This window comes from Aeromonas sp. DSM 116730, assembly GCF_046581335.1.
GTDB classification, from domain to species: Bacteria; Pseudomonadota; Gammaproteobacteria; order Enterobacterales; family Aeromonadaceae; genus Aeromonas; species Aeromonas rivipollensis.
Genome location: NZ_CP144265.1, coordinates 2884049 through 2900918, shown reverse-complemented (window position 1 = coordinate 2900918; position 16870 = coordinate 2884049). Strand labels below are relative to the sequence as shown.

17 protein-coding genes are annotated in these 16870 nt (G+C 64.9%); 3 read left to right on the top strand and 14 right to left on the bottom strand.

The genetic code is table 11. The features are described from left to right. Positions 1–7 precede the first annotated feature (7 nt). The 5 genes from Aeroheme_RS13150 to Aeroheme_RS13130 form a co-directional block, all read right to left on the bottom strand. Complete coding sequence (locus Aeroheme_RS13150) at positions 8–847, bottom strand: cobalamin-binding protein (protein ID WP_411165997.1); 840 nt, start codon at positions 845–847, stop codon at positions 8–10. Then, a complete protein-coding gene (locus Aeroheme_RS13145) occupies positions 840–1772 on the bottom strand; it encodes a cobalamin biosynthesis protein (RefSeq protein WP_411167246.1) in 933 nt (310 codons plus the stop codon). The genes Aeroheme_RS13150 and Aeroheme_RS13145 overlap by 8 nt, the downstream gene beginning before the upstream one ends. A gap of 26 nt (positions 1773–1798) precedes the next feature. Next, entirely contained in the window at positions 1799–2491 is a 693-nt protein-coding gene (gene mtnN / locus Aeroheme_RS13140) for a 5'-methylthioadenosine/S-adenosylhomocysteine nucleosidase (protein ID WP_411165996.1), read from the bottom strand. Between the two features lie 109 nt (positions 2492–2600). Continuing rightward, on the bottom strand, positions 2601–3359 hold the full coding sequence (locus tag Aeroheme_RS13135) for a substrate-binding periplasmic protein (RefSeq protein ID WP_411167245.1): 759 nt from the start codon (positions 3357–3359) through the stop codon (positions 2601–2603). Positions 3360–3714: 355 nt separating this feature from the next. Continuing rightward, on the bottom strand, positions 3715–4644 hold the full coding sequence (locus Aeroheme_RS13130) for a ZIP family metal transporter (protein ID WP_106887213.1): 930 nt from the start codon (positions 4642–4644) through the stop codon (positions 3715–3717). Positions 4645–4980: 336 nt separating this feature from the next. Between Aeroheme_RS13130 and Aeroheme_RS13125 the strand changes: the two genes are divergently transcribed. Next, on the top strand, positions 4981–6612 hold the full coding sequence (locus Aeroheme_RS13125) for a methyl-accepting chemotaxis protein (protein WP_395948660.1): 1632 nt from the start codon (positions 4981–4983) through the stop codon (positions 6610–6612). An 82-nt stretch (positions 6613–6694) separates the two neighbouring features. Here the strand turns inward: Aeroheme_RS13125 and gloA are convergent, their stop codons facing one another. The 8 genes from gloA to rsxA form a co-directional block, all read right to left on the bottom strand. Beyond that, on the bottom strand, positions 6695–7102 hold the full coding sequence (gloA, locus tag Aeroheme_RS13120; RefSeq protein WP_025326535.1) for a lactoylglutathione lyase: 408 nt from the start codon (positions 7100–7102) through the stop codon (positions 6695–6697). An 80-nt stretch (positions 7103–7182) separates the two neighbouring features. Next, complete coding sequence (gene nth / locus Aeroheme_RS13115; RefSeq protein WP_025326536.1) at positions 7183–7824, bottom strand: endonuclease III; 642 nt, start codon at positions 7822–7824, stop codon at positions 7183–7185. A gap of 30 nt (positions 7825–7854) precedes the next feature. After that, positions 7855–8613 carry an electron transport complex subunit E gene (locus Aeroheme_RS13110; protein ID WP_025326537.1) on the bottom strand — a complete coding sequence of 253 codons (759 nt, stop codon included), beginning with the start codon at positions 8611–8613 and terminating at the stop codon, positions 7855–7857. 38 nt (positions 8614–8651) lie between these two features. Then, positions 8652–9284 carry an electron transport complex subunit RsxG gene (gene rsxG / locus Aeroheme_RS13105; RefSeq protein WP_168234758.1) on the bottom strand — a complete coding sequence of 211 codons (633 nt, stop codon included), beginning with the start codon at positions 9282–9284 and terminating at the stop codon, positions 8652–8654. Between the two features lie 43 nt (positions 9285–9327). Next, a complete protein-coding gene (gene rsxD / locus Aeroheme_RS13100; protein WP_139744532.1) occupies positions 9328–10380 on the bottom strand; it encodes an electron transport complex subunit RsxD in 1053 nt (350 codons plus the stop codon). Between the two features lie 3 nt (positions 10381–10383). Next, positions 10384–12879, bottom strand: a complete 2496-nt coding sequence (rsxC, locus tag Aeroheme_RS13095; RefSeq protein ID WP_411165995.1) for an electron transport complex subunit RsxC — start codon at positions 12877–12879, stop codon at positions 10384–10386. A 14-nt stretch (positions 12880–12893) separates the two neighbouring features. Then, positions 12894–13460, bottom strand: a complete 567-nt coding sequence (gene rsxB, locus Aeroheme_RS13090) for an electron transport complex subunit RsxB (RefSeq protein WP_139744889.1) — start codon at positions 13458–13460, stop codon at positions 12894–12896. Positions 13461–13464: 4 nt separating this feature from the next. Beyond that, a complete protein-coding gene (gene rsxA, locus Aeroheme_RS13085; protein ID WP_106887207.1) occupies positions 13465–14046 on the bottom strand; it encodes an electron transport complex subunit RsxA in 582 nt (193 codons plus the stop codon). Positions 14047–14157: 111 nt separating this feature from the next. Between rsxA and Aeroheme_RS13080 the strand changes: the two genes are divergently transcribed. Beyond that, positions 14158–15054, top strand: a complete 897-nt coding sequence (locus Aeroheme_RS13080; protein WP_411165994.1) for a DMT family transporter — start codon at positions 14158–14160, stop codon at positions 15052–15054. Positions 15055–15115: 61 nt separating this feature from the next. Next, the gene (locus Aeroheme_RS13075) at positions 15116–15313 is read left to right on the top strand and encodes a hypothetical protein (protein ID WP_163153855.1); all 198 of its coding nucleotides are present in this window, start codon (positions 15116–15118) and stop codon (positions 15311–15313) included. A 79-nt stretch (positions 15314–15392) separates the two neighbouring features. Here the strand turns inward: Aeroheme_RS13075 and Aeroheme_RS13070 are convergent, their stop codons facing one another. Further along, entirely contained in the window at positions 15393–16691 is a 1299-nt protein-coding gene (locus Aeroheme_RS13070; protein WP_394293348.1) for a methyl-accepting chemotaxis protein, read from the bottom strand. Between the last annotated feature and the right edge of the window lie 179 nt (positions 16692–16870).

The following is a 16870-nucleotide window of genomic DNA, read 5'->3' as shown; positions in this document are numbered from 1 at the left end:
CCGGGTCTCAGTCCGATGGCGGCTTGCTGCGGGCGATGGCCTCACACAGCTGCTCCACCGCATTGAGGGCTCGCGGGGTGAAGCGGTGCAGCTCATCGGGATTGATGAGGAGGAGCCGCTGCTGCTTGACGGCATCCAGCATGGACCACTGGCGCCAGTGGGCCAGCACGGCAGGATCCCGGCTGCCAGCCAGGATGAGCCTGGGGTTGGCCTTGATCACCTGCTCCAGCCCGACCTGGGGGTAGGGGGAGCTGGCATCCGCCATGATATTGCGGCCGCCACAGAGCCTGATGGCGTGGCCCGGCCAGGTCGAGTCATTGACGCTGGTCAGCGGCGGATACCAGAGCTGATAGAAGACCGAGACCGGCTTGGGCTTGCCGTAGCGCTGTTTCAGCGCATAGAGCCTGGCCAGATAGGCGTCGGCCTGCTGGTCGGCCTTCTGTTGGGTGCCGAGCAGGCGCCCCAGGCTGCGCATCTCTGTGGCCAGGGAGGCAAAGTCGGTGGGCTCCGAGTAGAAGACGGGGATGCCGAGCTTCTCGACGGGGGCCAGCATGCGGGACTGGGCCGAGCGCCAGGCCACCACCAGATCCGGCTTCTGGGCCAGCAGGGCCTCCAGGTTGATGCTGCGGTAGTTGGCGACCCGGGGCAGGGGCGCCACCTCGGGGGGGAAATCGGAGGCATCGTCGGTCGCGACTATGCGATCCCCGGCCCCTATGTCGTACAGCAGCTCGGTCAGGTGGGGGGTGAGGCTGATGATGCGCTGCGGGGTGGCCGCCGCACCGGACAGGGGCCAGCCGAGCAGGCACAGCAACAGGCACAGGGTGCGATGGGGGATAAGGTTAACCATGGCGAAGCGTCATCAGAGTCAGGAGCAGCGAGAGCACCAGCCAACCCCAGCCGATCAGCAGCAGGCGATGGAGCAGGCGCCGGGGAAGGGTGGCATCGGGCTCGACGCCTTCGTCAAACACCGGGAGGCGCACCAGCTGGCCCTGATAGTAGCGGGGGCCCCCGAGGCGGCAACCCGTGCTCTGTGCCAGCAGGCTGAGCAGGCCGCCCATGGCCGGATAGGGCCAGCGCAGGGCAAGGCGCAGCTTGCCCCCAAGCTGGCGCAACCGGGTCAGTGCGAGGGGGAGCGCCAGCAGCAGTATGGCGGGGGCGCAGAGCCCCTGATAGAGCGCACTGGCGGCGCGGCCGAAGTGGACGAACTCCGCCTGTTTCGGGCTCCAGGCCTGATTCATCAGCTGGGCGAGACGCCAGAGCAGGGCCCCTTGCACCCCGGCGAGGGCAAAGCCCAGCAGGGGGCCGGCCCACTGGCCCACGAGGCGCAGCACGCAGGTCTCGCTCACCGCCTTGTTCAATCCCATCACCGACAGGGCGCCCGTCTCTCGCCTGAGCCAGCTCGCTGCCTGCAACCTCGCCACCACCAGCGTCTCCTGGGTTGCCAGGGCGCGGCTCGTCTGGGCGAGTTCCCGCAGGGGGCGTGATTCCAGCATCAGCAGCAGGAACAGCAGGTCGAACAAGGGCTCGGAGAGGGAGAGATTGCGCACCGCCCAGAGGCCGGCGGCGCAGGGCACCCAGACCACCAGCAGGGCCAGCAGCCCCGCCTGGCGTTGCTGACTGGGGGAACCGTCCGGGCGATACACCTTGTGACCGAGGCGGGTCAGCAGCGGCACTGTGGCGCCGGGCCTGAAACGCGCGGGCCAGGGCAGCAGGGCCTCCAGCAGGGCGGCACCCACCATGATGGCCGCCGTCGTCGAGGTGAGGGCGGTCATCAGGGCGTCCCAGGGGATGGTGTCGATCACAGCTTGCCGAGCAGCGCCATGATCACCTCGGCGGAGTGTTGACCCGCCACCTCGATGAAGGCATCGAAGGATTCCACCTGCTCCTTGCCGGCTATGTCGGACATGGCGCGCACCACCAGATAGGGCACCTTGAACATGTGGCATACCTGGCCGATGGCGGCCCCTTCCATCTCGACTGCCAGCATCTGCGGGAAGTCAGCCCGGGCTTTGGTGATGGCGTCCGGCTTGCACATAAACTGATCACCGGTGCAGATGAGGCCGACTTTGGTCTGGTGCTTGCCTTGCTCGGCGATGCAGGACTGGGCCAGGGCGATGAGCTTGTCATCGCAGGGGAAGGCGGCGGGCTGCTGGGCCATCTGGCCCATCTCGTAACCGAAGGCGGTCACGTCCACGTCGTGGAAACGCATCTCGCTGGCGATGACCACGTCTCCGATGTGCAGATCCTGGGCGAAGCCGCCGGCGGAGCCGGTGTTGATGACGCAGTCGGGGGCAAATTTCTCCAGCAGCAGGCTGGTGGCGACGCTGGCGGCAACCTTGCCGATGCCGGAGCGGGTCAGGATCACCTCTTTACCGGCCAGACGGCCCTGATAGAACTCGCAGCCGCCCAGTTGCAGGGTGGTGGGTTCACTCAGCTGGCTGCGCAGCAGGGCAACTTCCTGCTCCATGGCGCCGATAATACCTACTTTCATCATCTACCTCGTCTCTGTGGCCGCTGGGCCGGAAAAGTTGGCGGGGATGATAACAAAACTTGGCGGTGGCGCCGAGCATTCCTGTGGGGCTGCCGGGGCATCTCCTGCGTCAGTGGTAGTGATCGACCAGGGCGGCAAGCTCGCCGCTCGAGGCCAGCTGCTGCAAGGTGTTGGCAAAGAGCGCCAGCCGCTCTGGGGTAGTGCGGCGGTGGAACAATATGTAGAAGGGGGTCTCTTCCATCACAGTGGGGAGAATGCGGATCCGCTCCCCCAGCCCGTGCTCGCGCAGATCGGATTCAAACCCCGGGGAGCGGTAGTAGACGAAGCGCCCCCGCTTCATCAGCAGCTTGTCGTAGTTGGCCTTGCTGCCGATCCCGCCGCTGTCGATGATGAGGCCGCCGATGGCCTGGAGCCGTGCGATGGCGCCGCTGCCGTGATTGATGAGGATGATCCCCTGCTGACCGAGTGCCCTGACGTCCTCCCAGCGGTGGATCTCGACAGGATCGTCGCTGCGTACCGCCAGGTGGTAGCGCACCGTGAAGATGGCGGGTTGCAGGTAGATGAACTGGCTGCGCCGCTCCGGGCTGTCCCCCACGCCGCAGATGAAATCCAGCTGGCCGTGCCGCACCTTCTTCTCCAGGCGCTTGAGGGGCAGGGTGCTCTGATCTCCCGCGATGCGCAGGGCCGGCTCCCGCGCCTCCATCCGCCGGAACAGATCGACGCAGATCCCCCCTGTCTTCCCTCCCGCCAGGGTCAGGTACTTGGGGGCCGAATCGGCTTGCGCCGCCGTGTGGTAAACCTCGGTGGCAGCGACGGCCCCACTGGCTGGGGCAAGCAGGCAAAGCAGCAGAGCCATCCGGACGATCATCTCATGCAGGGTCTCGATAGAGGCGACGCGCACCCATCATCAGCCGGATCAGGAACGCAAGGAACTAGACATTAGGCTATTTATCAGCGTGTTATCAACCCAGGGCCGTATCTTGCGTCATCATCAGGGCGAACCGGCCATCGGCCCCGGGAGGAGATGGGTCTGATGGCCGTAGCGATTGGCCCGGGGATCACTGAGTGGGAAAAGACGGCTGCATCCAGCCCGGGCTTCTCAAGCCCATATCAACCCAAGGCCGTATCTTGCGTCATCATCAAGGCAAATCTCGCCATCAGGTCCGGGGATCACTGAGTGGGAAAAGACGGCTTGCATCCAGCCCCGGCCTCTCAAGCCCATATCAACCCAAGGCCGTATCCAGCGTCATCATCAAGGCAAAGCCGGCCATCAGGCCCAGGGTGGCATGGGTCTGGTGACCGTTGCGGTGGGTCTCGGGGATCACCTCGTGGGAGACCACGAACAACATGGCACCGGCCGCGAGCCCCAGACCTATGGGGTAGGCGATGGCCATGCCGCTGGCGAGCCCGACCCCGAGCAGGGCGCCGAGCGGTTCCAGCAGGCCGCTGCCGATGGCCACCAGCACGGCGACCGAGGGACGAAAGCCGGCGGCGGACATGGCGAGCGCCACCGCCAGTCCCTCGGGGATGTCCTGCAGGGCGATGGCGGTGGTGAGCGGCAGCCCCACTGCCATGTCCCCCTGGGAGAAACTGACCCCGATGGCCATGCCTTCCGGCAGGTTGTGCAGGGCGATGGCAAACACGAACAGCCAGACCCGGGAGCAGCTCTCGTGGCCGGGGCCGCAGGGGCCCGTCTTGTCGTGCTCGTGGGGGGTGAACTGATCCAGCCCCAGCATCAGCAAGACCCCCAGGGTCATGCCGGCCACCACCACGGCGGCGGCGAGGAAGCCGTCCCCGGTGATCCCCTCGGCCGCCTCCAGCCCCGGCAGCAGCAGGGAGAAGGCGCTGGCCGCCAGCATCATGCCGGCGGCAAAGCCCAGCATGGCGTCTTCCACCCGCTGGGGGACAGATCGCAGGAACAGGGCGGGCAGGGCGCCGAGCGCCGTGGCGGCAAACCCCGCGACGCCGCCGATGAGGCCATAACGCACCCCGGGGCTGATGTCACCGGCCGCCAGCATGATGAGGCTCTGCAACAGGAGCAGCAGGACGGCGGCCAGGGCGAGCAGCAGTCCCAGGGCGATGAGGGGGCGTTCCTGTATCTGCTCGCGCAGTTGGACTGACCAAGGGGGGCTGAGGGTCGATGCGTTATCCATGGGGCCTCGGGGGACTGTGGTTGGGAGAGACGAGAGGGCCATTACATAACCTGGCCTCCCGTTTGTCCATGATGGCGGGGCGATTGGGGCAATCGGCTCAAGTTTGTGGTCATCCGGTCGCTCTTGTATCCCGGGCCCATGCCAAACGACATGGCCCTGTGCAACACGAGAGGGATGAGCGAGGGCGGCAGCTGTGATAGGGTGCGCGCCTGCGAACGCGCTTCCCCGCTCGTTCGCGTTGTTTCATTTTCCCGTCAGGAGTCTCGGGTCACCGCTTACACGGATGTGATCGCCACTGTGCACCTGCTTATCAGCAGTCGAGGATCACCAGCCAACATGTCTTACAAGAACCTCTCCATCGGCAAGAAGATTGCCGTGGTCTTTGCGGTAATCGCCGCCATCAACGTGATATTCGGTCTTTTTCTCGCCAGCGAGCTGCGCGGAGTTCGGGATCGGGTGCTGAATTTCACCGACTCCACCCTGCCGAGCGTGATCTCGGTGGAGAACCTGCTCTACGACGTCTCCTATGTGCGCCGCGCCCAGTTTGCCCTGCTGATGATCGAGGACACCGCCGATCAGCAGGCCCGTCGCGGCCGCATCCAGGAGAGCGTGGCCAAGGTGGAGCGCGCCCTGAGTGCCTATGAGGCCACCGTCGGGGCCGAGCATGAGCGCCAGGTGTTCAACCGGGCCAAGCAGCAGTGGCTGCACTACCTGAGCGCGGTCAACCGGGTCGACAGCCTGCTGGTGCAGGGGCTCAAGGAGCAGGCCAGGGACGCGCTGTTCCAATCAAACGGTAGCTACACCGAGCTGGAGCAGGGGGTCAACGCCCTGGTGGAGGTGAACCTCGGCTTCGTCAAGGAGAACCGTGGCAGCCTGCTTGGCAGCGTCAACATGGTGACGACCTTCGCCACTCTGAGCATCGGCGCCCTGCTGCTGTTCATGGGGGTGATGACCTGGTTCCTCACGCGCCAGATCTGCCTGCCGCTGCAGGCCGTGGTCGCCCAGGCCAACGCCATAGCGCAGGGGAACTTGACCCACAGGCTGGATCGCCAGCACATAGGGCAGGATGAGCTGGGCATGCTGGCCAGTGCCTCTCTCAAGATGCAGGACAACCTGCGCGGTCTCATCGAGGAGGTGGTCGCCGCCGTGACCCAGCTGGGGGCCGCCATCGAGGAGGTGAGCGCCGTCTCCGAGCAGTCGGCCCAGGGGATCCAGAGCCAGCAGCAGGAGATCTCCCTGGTGGCAACCGCCATGGCCCAGATGAAGGCGACGGTGGCCGATGTGGCGGGCAACACCGAGGTCGCCTCGGAATCCGCCAGCTCGGCCAATGCCCTGGCCCGTCGCGGCAATCAGGATGTGCAGGGCGCCCTGGTGGCCATCACCCGGGTCGCCGAGGAGATGGAGCAGGCGGGCACCCTGGTGGCGGAGCTGGAGCGGGAATCGGCCCAGATCAACCTGGTGGTGGACGTCATTCGCGGCATCGCCGATCAGACCAACCTGCTGGCGCTCAATGCCGCCATAGAGGCGGCCCGCGCCGGCGAGCAGGGCCGCGGCTTTGCGGTGGTGGCCGATGAGGTGCGCACCCTGGCGGGCCGCACCCAGGCCTCGACCGGCGAGATAGTCGCCATCATCGAAACCCTGCAGGCCCGCGCCAACCAGGCGAAGGCGGTGACCAGCCAGAGCTGCGAGATGATCCGCCAGTGCGTGAGCCAGAGCGAGCAGACCAGCTCGGGGATCCAGCAGATCGAGGAGGCGGTCGGCCAGATTGCCGACATGGCGATCCAGATCGCCAGCGCCTGCGGTGAGCAGGATGCGGTCTCCGACGAGCTCGGCCGCAACGTGGAGCGGATCAACGAGTCCTCCAACGAGGTGGCGACCGGCGCCGATCACACCGCCCGTGCCTGTCTGGAGCTGAGCCAGCTGGCGGCGAGCCTGCGCCAGACCATAGGCCGTTTCCGCCTCGCCTGATGCAGGACGGCTGGCAGAGTACCAACAAAAACGGGGCCCCAGGGCCCCGTTTGCTATGTCACCACCAGGGTGTCGGTCTGGCTCAGACGCCGAGGCCGGTTCCTGTGTCTTTCTTGGCGATCAGCTCAATCTTGTAACCGTCCGGATCTTCCACGAAGGCGATGACGGTGGTGCCCCCCTTGACCGGGCCCGGCTCGCGGGTGATCTTGGCGCCGGCGGCGCGCAGGGCGTCGCAGGTGCCATAGATGTCGTCCGCTTCCAGGGCGATGTGACCGTAGGCAGAGCCCAACTCGTACTCGCTCACACCCCAGTTGTAGGTGAGCTCGATGACGGCCTCGTCCTTCTCGTCACCGTAGCCGACGAAGGCCAGGGTGTACTTGTATTCGCTGTTCTCGCTCTTGCGCAGCAGTGTCATGCCCAGCACGCGGGTGTAGAAGTCGATGGAGCGTTGCAGGTCGCCGACGCGCAGCATGGTATGCAGAATTCTCATTGCTCAATTCTCCGGGTTGGTGATTGGTACTGCTTTCAATCTAGGTCGTGAGGCCAACGGCTGGATATCAGGGGCCGCCGTCAGCTCTCCGGGTAGACCTTTTCTTTGTACTCGCACAGGTCTTCGATGATACAGGAGCCACAGCGTGGTTTGCGCGCCAGGCAGGTGTAGCGCCCGTGCAGGATGAGCCAGTGGTGCACATCCAGCTTGAACTCGGCGGGCACCACTTTCAGCAGTTTCTCCTCCACCTGATCCACGTTCTTGCCCACCGCGAAACCGGTGCGATTCGACACCCGGAAGATATGGGTATCGACCGCTATGGTGGGCCAGCCAAACGCCGTGTTGAGCACCACGTTGGCGGTCTTGCGACCGACCCCGGGCAGGGCTTCCAGTGCCTCGCGGTCCTCCGGCACCTCGCCGCCGTGGCGCTCCAGCAGGATGGCGCAGGTCTTGATGACGTTCTCGGCCTTGGTGTTGAACAGGCCTATGGTCTTGATGTACTCCTTCACGCCGTCCACCCCGAGAGCCAGCATGGCGGCTGGGGTATTGGCCACCGGATAGAGCTTGTCGGTGGCCTTGTTGACGCTGACATCGGTCGCCTGGGCCGACAGCAGCACGGCGATCAGCAGCTCGAACGGCGTGGTGAAGTTGAGCTCAGTGGTGGGGTGCGGGTTGTTCTCCCGCAACCGCTCCAGTATCTCTCTGCGTTTTTGGTTATTCATCGAGTCTCATGTCTGTCTTGGTGCCAGCCCTCAGAGCTGGGTGGCGCGGGCACCGGCTGCGGGCAGGCTGCAGTGCGCCTTGTCGGCACGCTGTTTGCGGCCCATCCAGTCGTTGATGGCATTCTTGCCGGCGATGAGCAGGCCCAGGCCGATGAAGCCCCCCGGCGGCAAAATGGCCAGCAGCAGGCTGGCATCGGCATGGAACAGCTCGATGCGCAGGGACTTGGCCCAGTCCCCCAGCAGCAGATCGGCGCCGTCGAACAGGGTGCCCATGCCGATGATCTCCCTAAGCCCCCCCAGCACCAGCAGCACCAGGGTGAAGCCCAGCCCCATCATGAAGCCGTCGATGGCCGCCAGCAGGGGCGGGTTCTTGGAGGCATAGGCCTCGGCCCGGCCTATGATGACGCAGTTGGTGACGATGAGGGCGATGAAGATGCCGAGCGCCTGATAGAGGCCATAGGTGTAGGCGTTCATCAACAGCTGCACGCTGGTCACCAGGGCCGCGATGATCATCACGTAGACCGGGATGCGAATGTCCTTGGGCACCCAGTTGCGCACCAGGGAGATGGCCAGATTGGAGCTTATCAGCACCACCATGGTCGCAAGACCCAGCCCCAGGGCATTGGTGAAGGTGGAGGAGACCGCCAGGGTCGGGCAGAGCCCCAGCACCTGCACCAGGGAGGGGTTGTTCTTCCACAGCCCCTGGAGCATCAGCTCCTTGAGCTCTTCGCGGCGGCTGTTGCCTTCCTCGGCCGGGCTCTGGCCGTCAATCACATCAACTTGTTCCATTGCGTGTTCCGTTGTATGTGCCATAGGGGGCTCCGGTGTTAGGGGGTGGCGTCACAGGAGGGGGCCTCTTGCAGCAGCTCGGGGTGCTCCTGTTGCAGCAGCAGCAGGTTCTTCACCGCCTTGACCACGGCGCGGGGGGTGATGGTGGCGCCGGTGAAGGCGTCGAATTCGCCGCCATCCTTCTTCACCGCCCAGCTGGCCGCGTTCTCCCTGGTGAGGAACTTGCCGACGAAACTCTCTATCCAGCTCGATTTCTTCAGCTCTATCTTGTCCCCAAGACCCGGGGTTTCCTTGTGGGCCAGCACCCGCACCGCGCTGATGGCCCCCTTGGCATCTGTGCCGACCACCATGCGAATGGCACCACTGTAGCCGTCGGGGGCCACGGTTTCCAGCGCATAGCCGGTGTGCACCCCCTTGAGGGTCGCGGTATAGAGCGGCATGGGCTGATCGCTGCCCAGGTACTCGCGGCTGGTGACAAGCCGGCAGCTGGCCACCAGATCGTTGTCATAGCTCCCCGCCGGCAGCAAGGCTTCCAGGGTGCGCAGCTTCTCCAGCTGTTGCTGGTGGGCGATGCGATCCCGGGTCAGTTCGTTGGTCAGCACCACCATGGCGGTGCAGGCCAGGGCGAACAGGGCCAGGGTGACGCCGTTTTTGCGCATGCTCTTTAACATGTAGTGGCTCCGGTTCCGCGGGTATGAGAAGTCAAAGATGAAGTCATTTGCGGCGATCCCCATAGACCTTGGGGCGAGTCAGACTGTCTATCAGCGGCACGCAGAGGTTGGCCAGCAACACGGCAAAGGCGAAGGCGTCCGGGTAGCCGCCGAAGCGGCGGATGAGGTAGACCAGCACGCCGATCAGCACGCCGTAGATGAGGCGACCCCTGGCCGTGGTGCTCGCGCTCACCGGGTCGGTGGCGATGAAGAAGGCCCCCAGCATGGTGGCGCCGCTGAACAGGTGCAGCATGGGGGTGGCGGTGGCGTCCGGCGTGGCCAGATAGCCCAGGGTGGCCGAGAGCAGCAGGGCCCCCAGCACGGCGGTGGGAATGCGCCAGTTGATCACTTTTTGCTGCAACAGGAAGAGGCCACCCAGCAGGTAGCACAGGTTGACCCAGCTCCAGCCAATCCCGCCCCAGCCCTCGAACACCGCATGAGTCATCACCTCGCTGGCGGTGAGCCCCTGGGTCAGGCCCGTCTTCAGGGTGTCGAGGGGGGTGGCCATGGTCAGGCCATCCACCCCCTGCTTGAGCTGCGCCAGGCTGTAGCCGTCCAGGCTGAAGCCGGTGAAGATCACCGAGACGGCGTCCCCAAAGTCGACCCCGTAGGCGGCGATGCTGGAGGGGGGCAGCCAGCTGGTCATCTGGACCGGGAAGGAGACCAGCAGCAGCACATAGGCCACCATGGCCGGGTTGAACAGGTTCTGACCGAGCCCGCCATAGAGGTGCTTGGCGATGATGATGGCAAAGGCGGTGCCGAGTACCAGCATCCACCAGGGCAGCAAGGGGGGCAGGGAGAGGCCGATCAGCACGGCGGTGAGAGCCGCGCTGCCGTCCAGCAGGGCCGGTTTGACGGGGCGGCCACGCAGGCGCAGGACCAGGGCCTCGCAGCCCAGCGCCGTCACCAGGGCCAGCAGGGTCTGGATCAGGGTTCCCCAGCCGAAGAACCAGGTCTGGGCCAGGAAGCCGGGCAGACAGGCCAGGATCACCAGCAGCATCAGGGTCTGGGTCTGTTTGCGGTTATGGGCGAAGGGCGCACTCGCGAGATTGAACATGGATCAGTGGCTCTTGTCGGTCGAAGGGGAAGAGGTGTTCGCCGCGGCGTCGGCCGCCAGCTTCTTGGCCTTGGCGCGTGCTATGGCGGCGGCGATGGCTGCCTTCTTGGGATCGATCTCGGCAGCGGGCTCAGCCACCGGCTCGCTCGGGGCGTCACTTGAGGAGACTGAGGCGTCGGATACGACCTCGTCACCGGCGGCCTGGGCCGCTTTCTTGGCCTTGGCGCGGGCTATGGCGGCGGCGATGGCCGCCTTCTTGGGGTCGACCTCGGCAGCGGGCTCAGCCACCGGCTCGCCCGGAGCGTCACTTGAGGAGACTGAGGCGTCGGATACGACCTCGTCACCGGCAGTCTGGGCAGCCTTCTTGGCCTTGGCGCGTGCTATGGCGGCGGCGATGGCTGCCTTCTTGGGATCGATCTCGGGGGCGGGCTCAGCCACCGGCTCGCTCGCGGCGGTAGGCGAGTCGCTTGTGACCTCGTCACCGGCGGCCTGGGCGGCTTTCTTGGCCTTGGCGCGGGCTATGGCGGCGGCGATGGCTGCCTTTTTGGGGTCGACCTCGGCAGCGGGCTCAGCCACCGGCTCGCTCGGAGCGGCTGCTGTGTTGCTGGCCCCGTCATCGGCAGCCTGGGCCGCTTTCTTGGCCTTGGCGCGAGCCAGGGCGGCGGCGATGGCTGCCTTCTTGGGGTCGATCTCGGCAGCGGGCTCTGTCACCGGCTCGCCCGGAGCGGCAGCCGTGTTGCTGGCCTCGTCACCGGCAGCCTGGGCGGCTTTCTTGGCCTTGGCGTGAGCCAGGGCGGCGGTAATGGCCGCCTTCTTGGGATCGGTCTCGGCAACGACAGCAGTGCCGGCATCATCAGACTCAACGGTCTCGGCCGCCTTGGCGGCGCGGCGCGCCAGCGCCTCCTGCTTGCGCGCCTCGCGGGCGGCCATCATGGCGGCGTTGTCCGGCTGGGTTTCTGCGTTGGCGGCATCTTGCTTGGCCTTGAGGCGGGCCAGGGCGGCGGCGACGGGATCATCCCCCCCTGCCGCGGCCATGGCTTGGCGACGCTGGGCTGCGGCCTCGGCGTGGCGAGCCTCCCGCGCGGCCTTGTCCCGCTCGAAGCGGGCCTGCTTGGCCTCGAAGCGCTGCTTGGCGCGCTCCGCCTTCTCGGCCTCGGCACGGACCTCGCGGATGTCATCCTTGGCAATCTTGTAGTACTGCACCAGGGGGATCTCGCTCGGGCAGACCCAGGCGCAGGCCCCGCACTCTATGCAGTCAAACAGGTTGAGCTTCTCGGCCTTGTCATACTCCTTGACCCGGCTGTACCAGTAGAGCTCCTGGGGCAGCAGGTTGGCGGGGCAGGCATCGGCACAGGCGCTGCAACGGATGCAGGCCTGTTCGGGGCCGGGGGGCGGCAGCTCGGCCCGGGTGGGGGAGAGCAGGCAGTTGGTGGCCTTGACCACGGGCACCATGGCATGGGGCAGGGTGAAGCCCATCATGGGGCCCCCCATGATGACCCGCTGATCCGCCTCCGGTTGCAGCTCGAAGCGTTGCAGCAGCCAGCGCACCGGCGTGCCGAGGCGCACCCAGGCATTGCCCGGCTGCTTGAAGGCATCCCCGGTGAGGGTGACGATGCGCGAGATGAGCGGCTCGCCGTCTATGATGGCGCGTTTGATGGCAAAGACGGTGGCGACGTTGAGCACCATGATGCCCATGTCGACCGCCCGGCCCCCCTTGGGTACCTGGCGTCCGGTGAGCAGCTCTATGGTCTGCTTGGCGCCGCCGGAGGGGTACTTGGTCGGCACCGACTTGACCAGCACATCCGGGTCTGTGGCATGGCGGGTCAGGGCGTCGATGGCCGCCGGCTTGTTATCTTCCACTCCGATCAGGGTCAGCTTGGGCTTGAGCAGGTGCTTGAGCACCCGTATGCCGTCCATGATCTCGTCGGCATACTCCTGCATCAGGCGATCATCTGTGGTGATGTAGGGTTCGCACTCCAGGCCGTTGACGATCAGGATCTCGGTGAGCTGGCCGCGGCCATCGAGCTTGCTGTGAGTCGGGAAGACGGCGCCGCCGAGCCCCGCGACCCCCGCCTGCTGGATGCGCTCGAGCAGTTCGCCTCGCTCCAGATTCCAGTAGTCGGGTTGGGGGTTGCGCTCGCACCAGGCATCTTCCCCATCCGGGGTCAGGATGATGCAGAGATCGTCAAGGCCGGAGGGGTGCGCCACCGTATGTTGTTCGATGGCGGTGATGGTGCCCGAGGTGGAGGCGTGCACCGGCACTATGCGCCCCTTGTCGTGACGGGTCAGGGGTTGACCCTTCTTGACCCTGTCGCCCACCCGCACCAGCAGTTCGCCGGCCGGGCCCGCGTGCTGGCGCACCGGTATGATGAGCTGGGGGGGCAGACCCGCGTCCACGACGGGGGTCAGGCTGGACTGGTGCTTGTTCTCGGGAGGATGAATGCCACCGTGAAAATCCCAGAGGGTGCCGGCTTTGATGCGTTCTAGCAGATGCTGCATGGTTACTCCGCTGTTTATTCCACTATCTTGACCGGAATGGCGACCTTGGCCAGATCCCATTTCCAGTTGTCGACCGTGGTCGGCACCGGGATCATCTCGATACAGTCGGTCGGGCAGGGGTCGACGCAGAGATCGCACCCCGTGCACTCGGCCGCGATGACGGTGTGCATCGCCTTGGTGGCGCCCAGGATGGCATCGACCGGGCAGGCCTGGATGCACTTGGTGCAACCTATGCACATGTCCTCGTGAATGAAGGCGACCTTCTTGACGGGGGCGGCGGCTTCGTCGCCACCGTCCAGCGGCTGGGGCTCGACCCCCATCAGATCCGCTATCTTGCGCATGGTGGCGTCGCCACCGGGCACGCACTTGTTGATCTGATCACCGTTGGCAAGCGCCTCGGCGTAGGGCTTGCAGCCCGGGTAGCCGCACTGGCCGCACTGGGTCTGGGGCAGCAGGGCATCGAGCTGGTCGACTATGGGGTCGGCCTGCACATGAAACTTGACGGCGGCATAGCCCAGAATGATGCCGAAGGAGAGGGCCAGCAGGGCCAGCACCAGAATGGCAAAGAGTATGTGAGTCATAGCGCTATATCTTGATGAGGCCGGTAAAGCCCATGAAGGCCAGCGACATCAGGCCGGCGGTGACCATGGCGATGGAGACGCCGCGAAAGGGGGTGGGCACGTCGGCGGCCACCAGACGCTCACGCATGGCGGCAAACAGGATCAGCACCAGCGAGAAACCGCAGGCAGCCCCGAAGCCGTAGATGATGCTCTGGATGAAGTTGTGGCGCTCGTTGATGCTCAGCAGCGCGACGCCCAGCACGGCACAGTTGGTGGTGATGAGGGGCAGGAAGATGCCGAGCAGGCGATAGAGGGTCGGGCTGCTCTTGCGGATCACCATCTCGGTGAACTGCACCACCACGGCGATCACCAGGATGAAGCCCAGGGTGCGCAGGTAGGCGATGTCCAGCGGGATCAGGATATAGTGCTCCATCAGATAGGAGCAGGCGCTGGCGAGCGTCATCACGAAGGTGGTGGCCAGTCCCATGCCGATGGCGGTTTCCAGCTTGCCAGAGACGCCCATGAAGGGGCAGAGGCCGAGAAACTTCACCAGCACGAAGTTGTTGATCAGCACGGTGCTGACCAGTAAAAGCAGGTACTCAGTCATTGACGATGGGTTTTCCGGTGTGAAGGCGGCGGTATTATCTGATGTTAGGTGCCTTTAGACAACCGCAAGGCCGTATGGTTATTATTCGGGGGCCCAATTCATGGAGGCATTGTGCGCCCGCTACCCATACTGACCCTCACCCTGGCCATGCTGCTCTGGTCCAGCTCCTTCATCGCCCTCAAACATGTGCTGGAGGTCTGGTCCTTCGGCCAGGTGCTCTTCATGCGGATGTTGGTGGCCTCCTGCTGCTGGCTGCTCTGCTACCGCCAGCTTGGCCGGTTCAGCTACCAGAAGGGGGATTGGCGCTGGCTGGCCCTGATGGGCGCCCTGGAGCCCTGCCTCTATTTCCTGCTGGAGGTCAACGCCCTGCGCTACACCAGTGCCGGACAGGCGGGCATGGTCTGTGCGCTGCTGCCCCTGATGGTGGCCCTGGTGGCTTTCGTGTTGCTGAGGGAGCGGGTGAGCCGCCGCCAGCTGCTGGGTTTTGCCATCGCCATCTGCGGCATCGCCCTGCTGGGGCTGGCCGAGGGGGCGGATGAGTTCGCCTCCAACGCCCTGCTCGGCAACAGCCTGGAGATGGGGGCCATGCTCTGCGCCGCCACCTATTCGGTGGTGTTCAAGAAGCTCTCCAGCCGCTACGGCGTCATGACCCTGACCGCCCTGCAGGCCTTCGTCGGCACTCTGTTCTTCGCCCCCTTCGCCTTCAGTGCCCCCTGGCCTGCGGACTGGGACTGGCAGGACATGGGGGTCATCCTCTTCCTCGGTGCCTTCGTGACGCTCGGCGCTTACCTGCTCTACAACTGGTCGGTGACTCAGGTGAAGGTGACCCTGGCGGCCGCCTACGTGAACCTCATCCCTGTCTTTACCCTGCTGCTCGCCTATCTGCTGCTGGGGGAGACGCTGGGTGCCTTGCAATGGGTTGCCTGCGCCGCCGTGCTGGCCGGCATCGGGGTCGGTCAGTTGCCCGTGGGCAAACACCGGGTGCGCAGCGCCGCCGCCCAGAGTTGACTTCCCCCCGATCGGCTACAGTCTGGACAGGGACCTATGCTGGCCATGAAGGAGCCACACCATGAGCGACATGAACTTGCTGGCCGAGGCCAAGACCTTGCTGAGCCACCACCCTTTTACCCTGGCGGATGCCAGGGCCCTGGAGGCCCTGGAGGAAGCGGCGGTGGGGGAGGAGGGGCTGTGCATCGCCGAGTTGTGGGAGCTGGCCCTGGGTCAGGCCGACGAGGAGGCGAGGCACTATCTGCAGGGGGAGGATTGACGCCTCTTCAAGCCTCCTGGATGACAAAAAACAACGCGGGGCCTGGCCCCGCGTTGTTATTGGATGGCGCACCCCGGCCTCAGATGGAGAGACTCTTGACGGTGTCCGAGACGGAGTTGGCGTCTTCGATGATCTCCTTGATAACGTCGGCGATGATGTTGGCCTGATCCTGCCCCGCCACCGCCTTGCCTGAGACGACGGAGACGGTCTGGGTGATCTTGGAGGTGATGTCAGAGTTGTGCTTGATGACGGAGACGATCTCGTTGGTGGAGGTCGAGGTTCTGGCGGCAAGCTGCCTCACCTCGTCGGCGACCACCGCAAACCCCCGGCCCTGCTCGCCGGCCCTGGCCGCCTCTATGGCGGCATTGAGTGCCAGCAGGTTGGTCTGATCCGCGATGCCGCTGATGGTGGAGATGATGGACTCTATGCTCTTGGATTGCTGATTGAGCAGGTCTATCTGCTTGCTCACCTCGTTGACCGAGGTGTTGATGTGGGAGGAGGTCTCCAGCACCTTGTCGATCACCTCGCGCCCCTTGGCGGCACTGGCGACGGTTTCGCTGGCGATGGCGCAGGCCTTCTGGGCCGCCTCCCGGGTGGAGATGGATTTTTCCACCCGCTCAGTGATGTCGCTCGCCAGCTTGATGATTTTGACCACCTTGCCCTCGTGGTTGAAGATGGGGTTGTAGGTCGCCTCCAGCCAGATCTTCTCCCCGCGGTTGCCAAGGCGCATGAAGAGCCCGGACTTGATGTCCCCCGAGCCGAGATCGCGCCAGAAGTTGGGGTTTTTCTGGTAGAACTCCGGATCGCAGAACTGGCGGTGGTGTTTGCCGACCACCTCCTCCAGCCGGTAGCCGAAGCAGTGGAGGAAGTTCTGGTTGGCGGTGATGACGGTGCCGTCCGGCTGGAAATCGATCACCGCCAGCGACTTGTCGAGCGCCGCCAGCAGGGCCTGGGTGCGCTCCAGGGAGGACTGCTGCTGGGTCACGTCCGAGGCAACCTTGGCGACGCGCGCCACCTTGCCATCGATCATGATGGGGAAATAGGTAGCCTCCAGCCAGATAGCCTTGCCCGACTTTGACTGGCGGATGAAGCGGCCGTTGCGGGAGATACCGCCGCGCAGATCCTGCCACAGGCTCTCGTAATCACGGGTCTTGACGTCCTCGGGGAAGCAGAGCGCACTGTGGTGCTTGCCAATCACCTCCTCACGTTGAAAGCCCACGATCTTCAGGAAGAGGTCGTTGACGAAGGTGACCATGCCCGCCGGGGTAAACAGGATGAAAGGCACCTGGGACTGGATGGCCTGCTCGAAAGCACCCAGCTCCGCCATCTTCGCCACCTGTTCACTCGCTTCCTTGCTTGCTTTGTGATTCCAGAACATACGGAGCTCCTCCATGAGACCCTTGAATGACAGACCGACAGTAATCTGAGTGAATTAACAATAGCATTGCTGCCTGATGAAGCTTCATCGACTCCGAATCAACTTTTTGAATATTTAATTTCAATCCTGATGAATTTTTCTCCCTCAATCAGGTTTCTAACGAAGATTGCTCCTGGCCG

Coding starts and splice junctions, on each gene's coding strand:
- Aeroheme_RS13150 (WP_411165997.1), bottom strand. CDS start 847: ATGGTTAACCTTATCCCCCATCGCACCCTGTGCCTGTTGCTGTGCCTG.
- Aeroheme_RS13145 (WP_411167246.1), bottom strand. CDS start 1,772: ATGACCGCCCTCACCTCGACGACGGCGGCCATCATGGTGGGTGCCGCC.
- mtnN (WP_411165996.1), bottom strand. CDS start 2,491: ATGAAAGTAGGTATTATCGGCGCCATGGAGCAGGAAGTTGCCCTGCTG.
- Aeroheme_RS13135 (WP_411167245.1), bottom strand. CDS start 3,359: ATGATCGTCCGGATGGCTCTGCTGCTTTGCCTGCTTGCCCCAGCCAGT.
- Aeroheme_RS13130 (WP_106887213.1), bottom strand. CDS start 4,644: ATGGATAACGCATCGACCCTCAGCCCCCCTTGGTCAGTCCAACTGCGC.
- Aeroheme_RS13125 (WP_395948660.1), top strand. CDS start 4,981: ATGTCTTACAAGAACCTCTCCATCGGCAAGAAGATTGCCGTGGTCTTT.
- gloA (WP_025326535.1), bottom strand. CDS start 7,102: ATGAGAATTCTGCATACCATGCTGCGCGTCGGCGACCTGCAACGCTCC.
- nth (WP_025326536.1), bottom strand. CDS start 7,824: ATGAATAACCAAAAACGCAGAGAGATACTGGAGCGGTTGCGGGAGAAC.
- Aeroheme_RS13110 (WP_025326537.1), bottom strand. CDS start 8,613: ATGGAACAAGTTGATGTGATTGACGGCCAGAGCCCGGCCGAGGAAGGC.
- rsxG (WP_168234758.1), bottom strand. CDS start 9,284: ATGTTAAAGAGCATGCGCAAAAACGGCGTCACCCTGGCCCTGTTCGCC.
- rsxD (WP_139744532.1), bottom strand. CDS start 10,380: ATGTTCAATCTCGCGAGTGCGCCCTTCGCCCATAACCGCAAACAGACC.
- rsxC (WP_411165995.1), bottom strand. CDS start 12,879: ATGCAGCATCTGCTAGAACGCATCAAAGCCGGCACCCTCTGGGATTTT.
- rsxB (WP_139744889.1), bottom strand. CDS start 13,460: ATGACTCACATACTCTTTGCCATTCTGGTGCTGGCCCTGCTGGCCCTC.
- rsxA (WP_106887207.1), bottom strand. CDS start 14,046: ATGACTGAGTACCTGCTTTTACTGGTCAGCACCGTGCTGATCAACAAC.
- Aeroheme_RS13075 (WP_163153855.1), top strand. CDS start 15,116: ATGAGCGACATGAACTTGCTGGCCGAGGCCAAGACCTTGCTGAGCCAC.
- Aeroheme_RS13070 (WP_394293348.1), bottom strand. CDS start 16,691: ATGTTCTGGAATCACAAAGCAAGCAAGGAAGCGAGTGAACAGGTGGCG.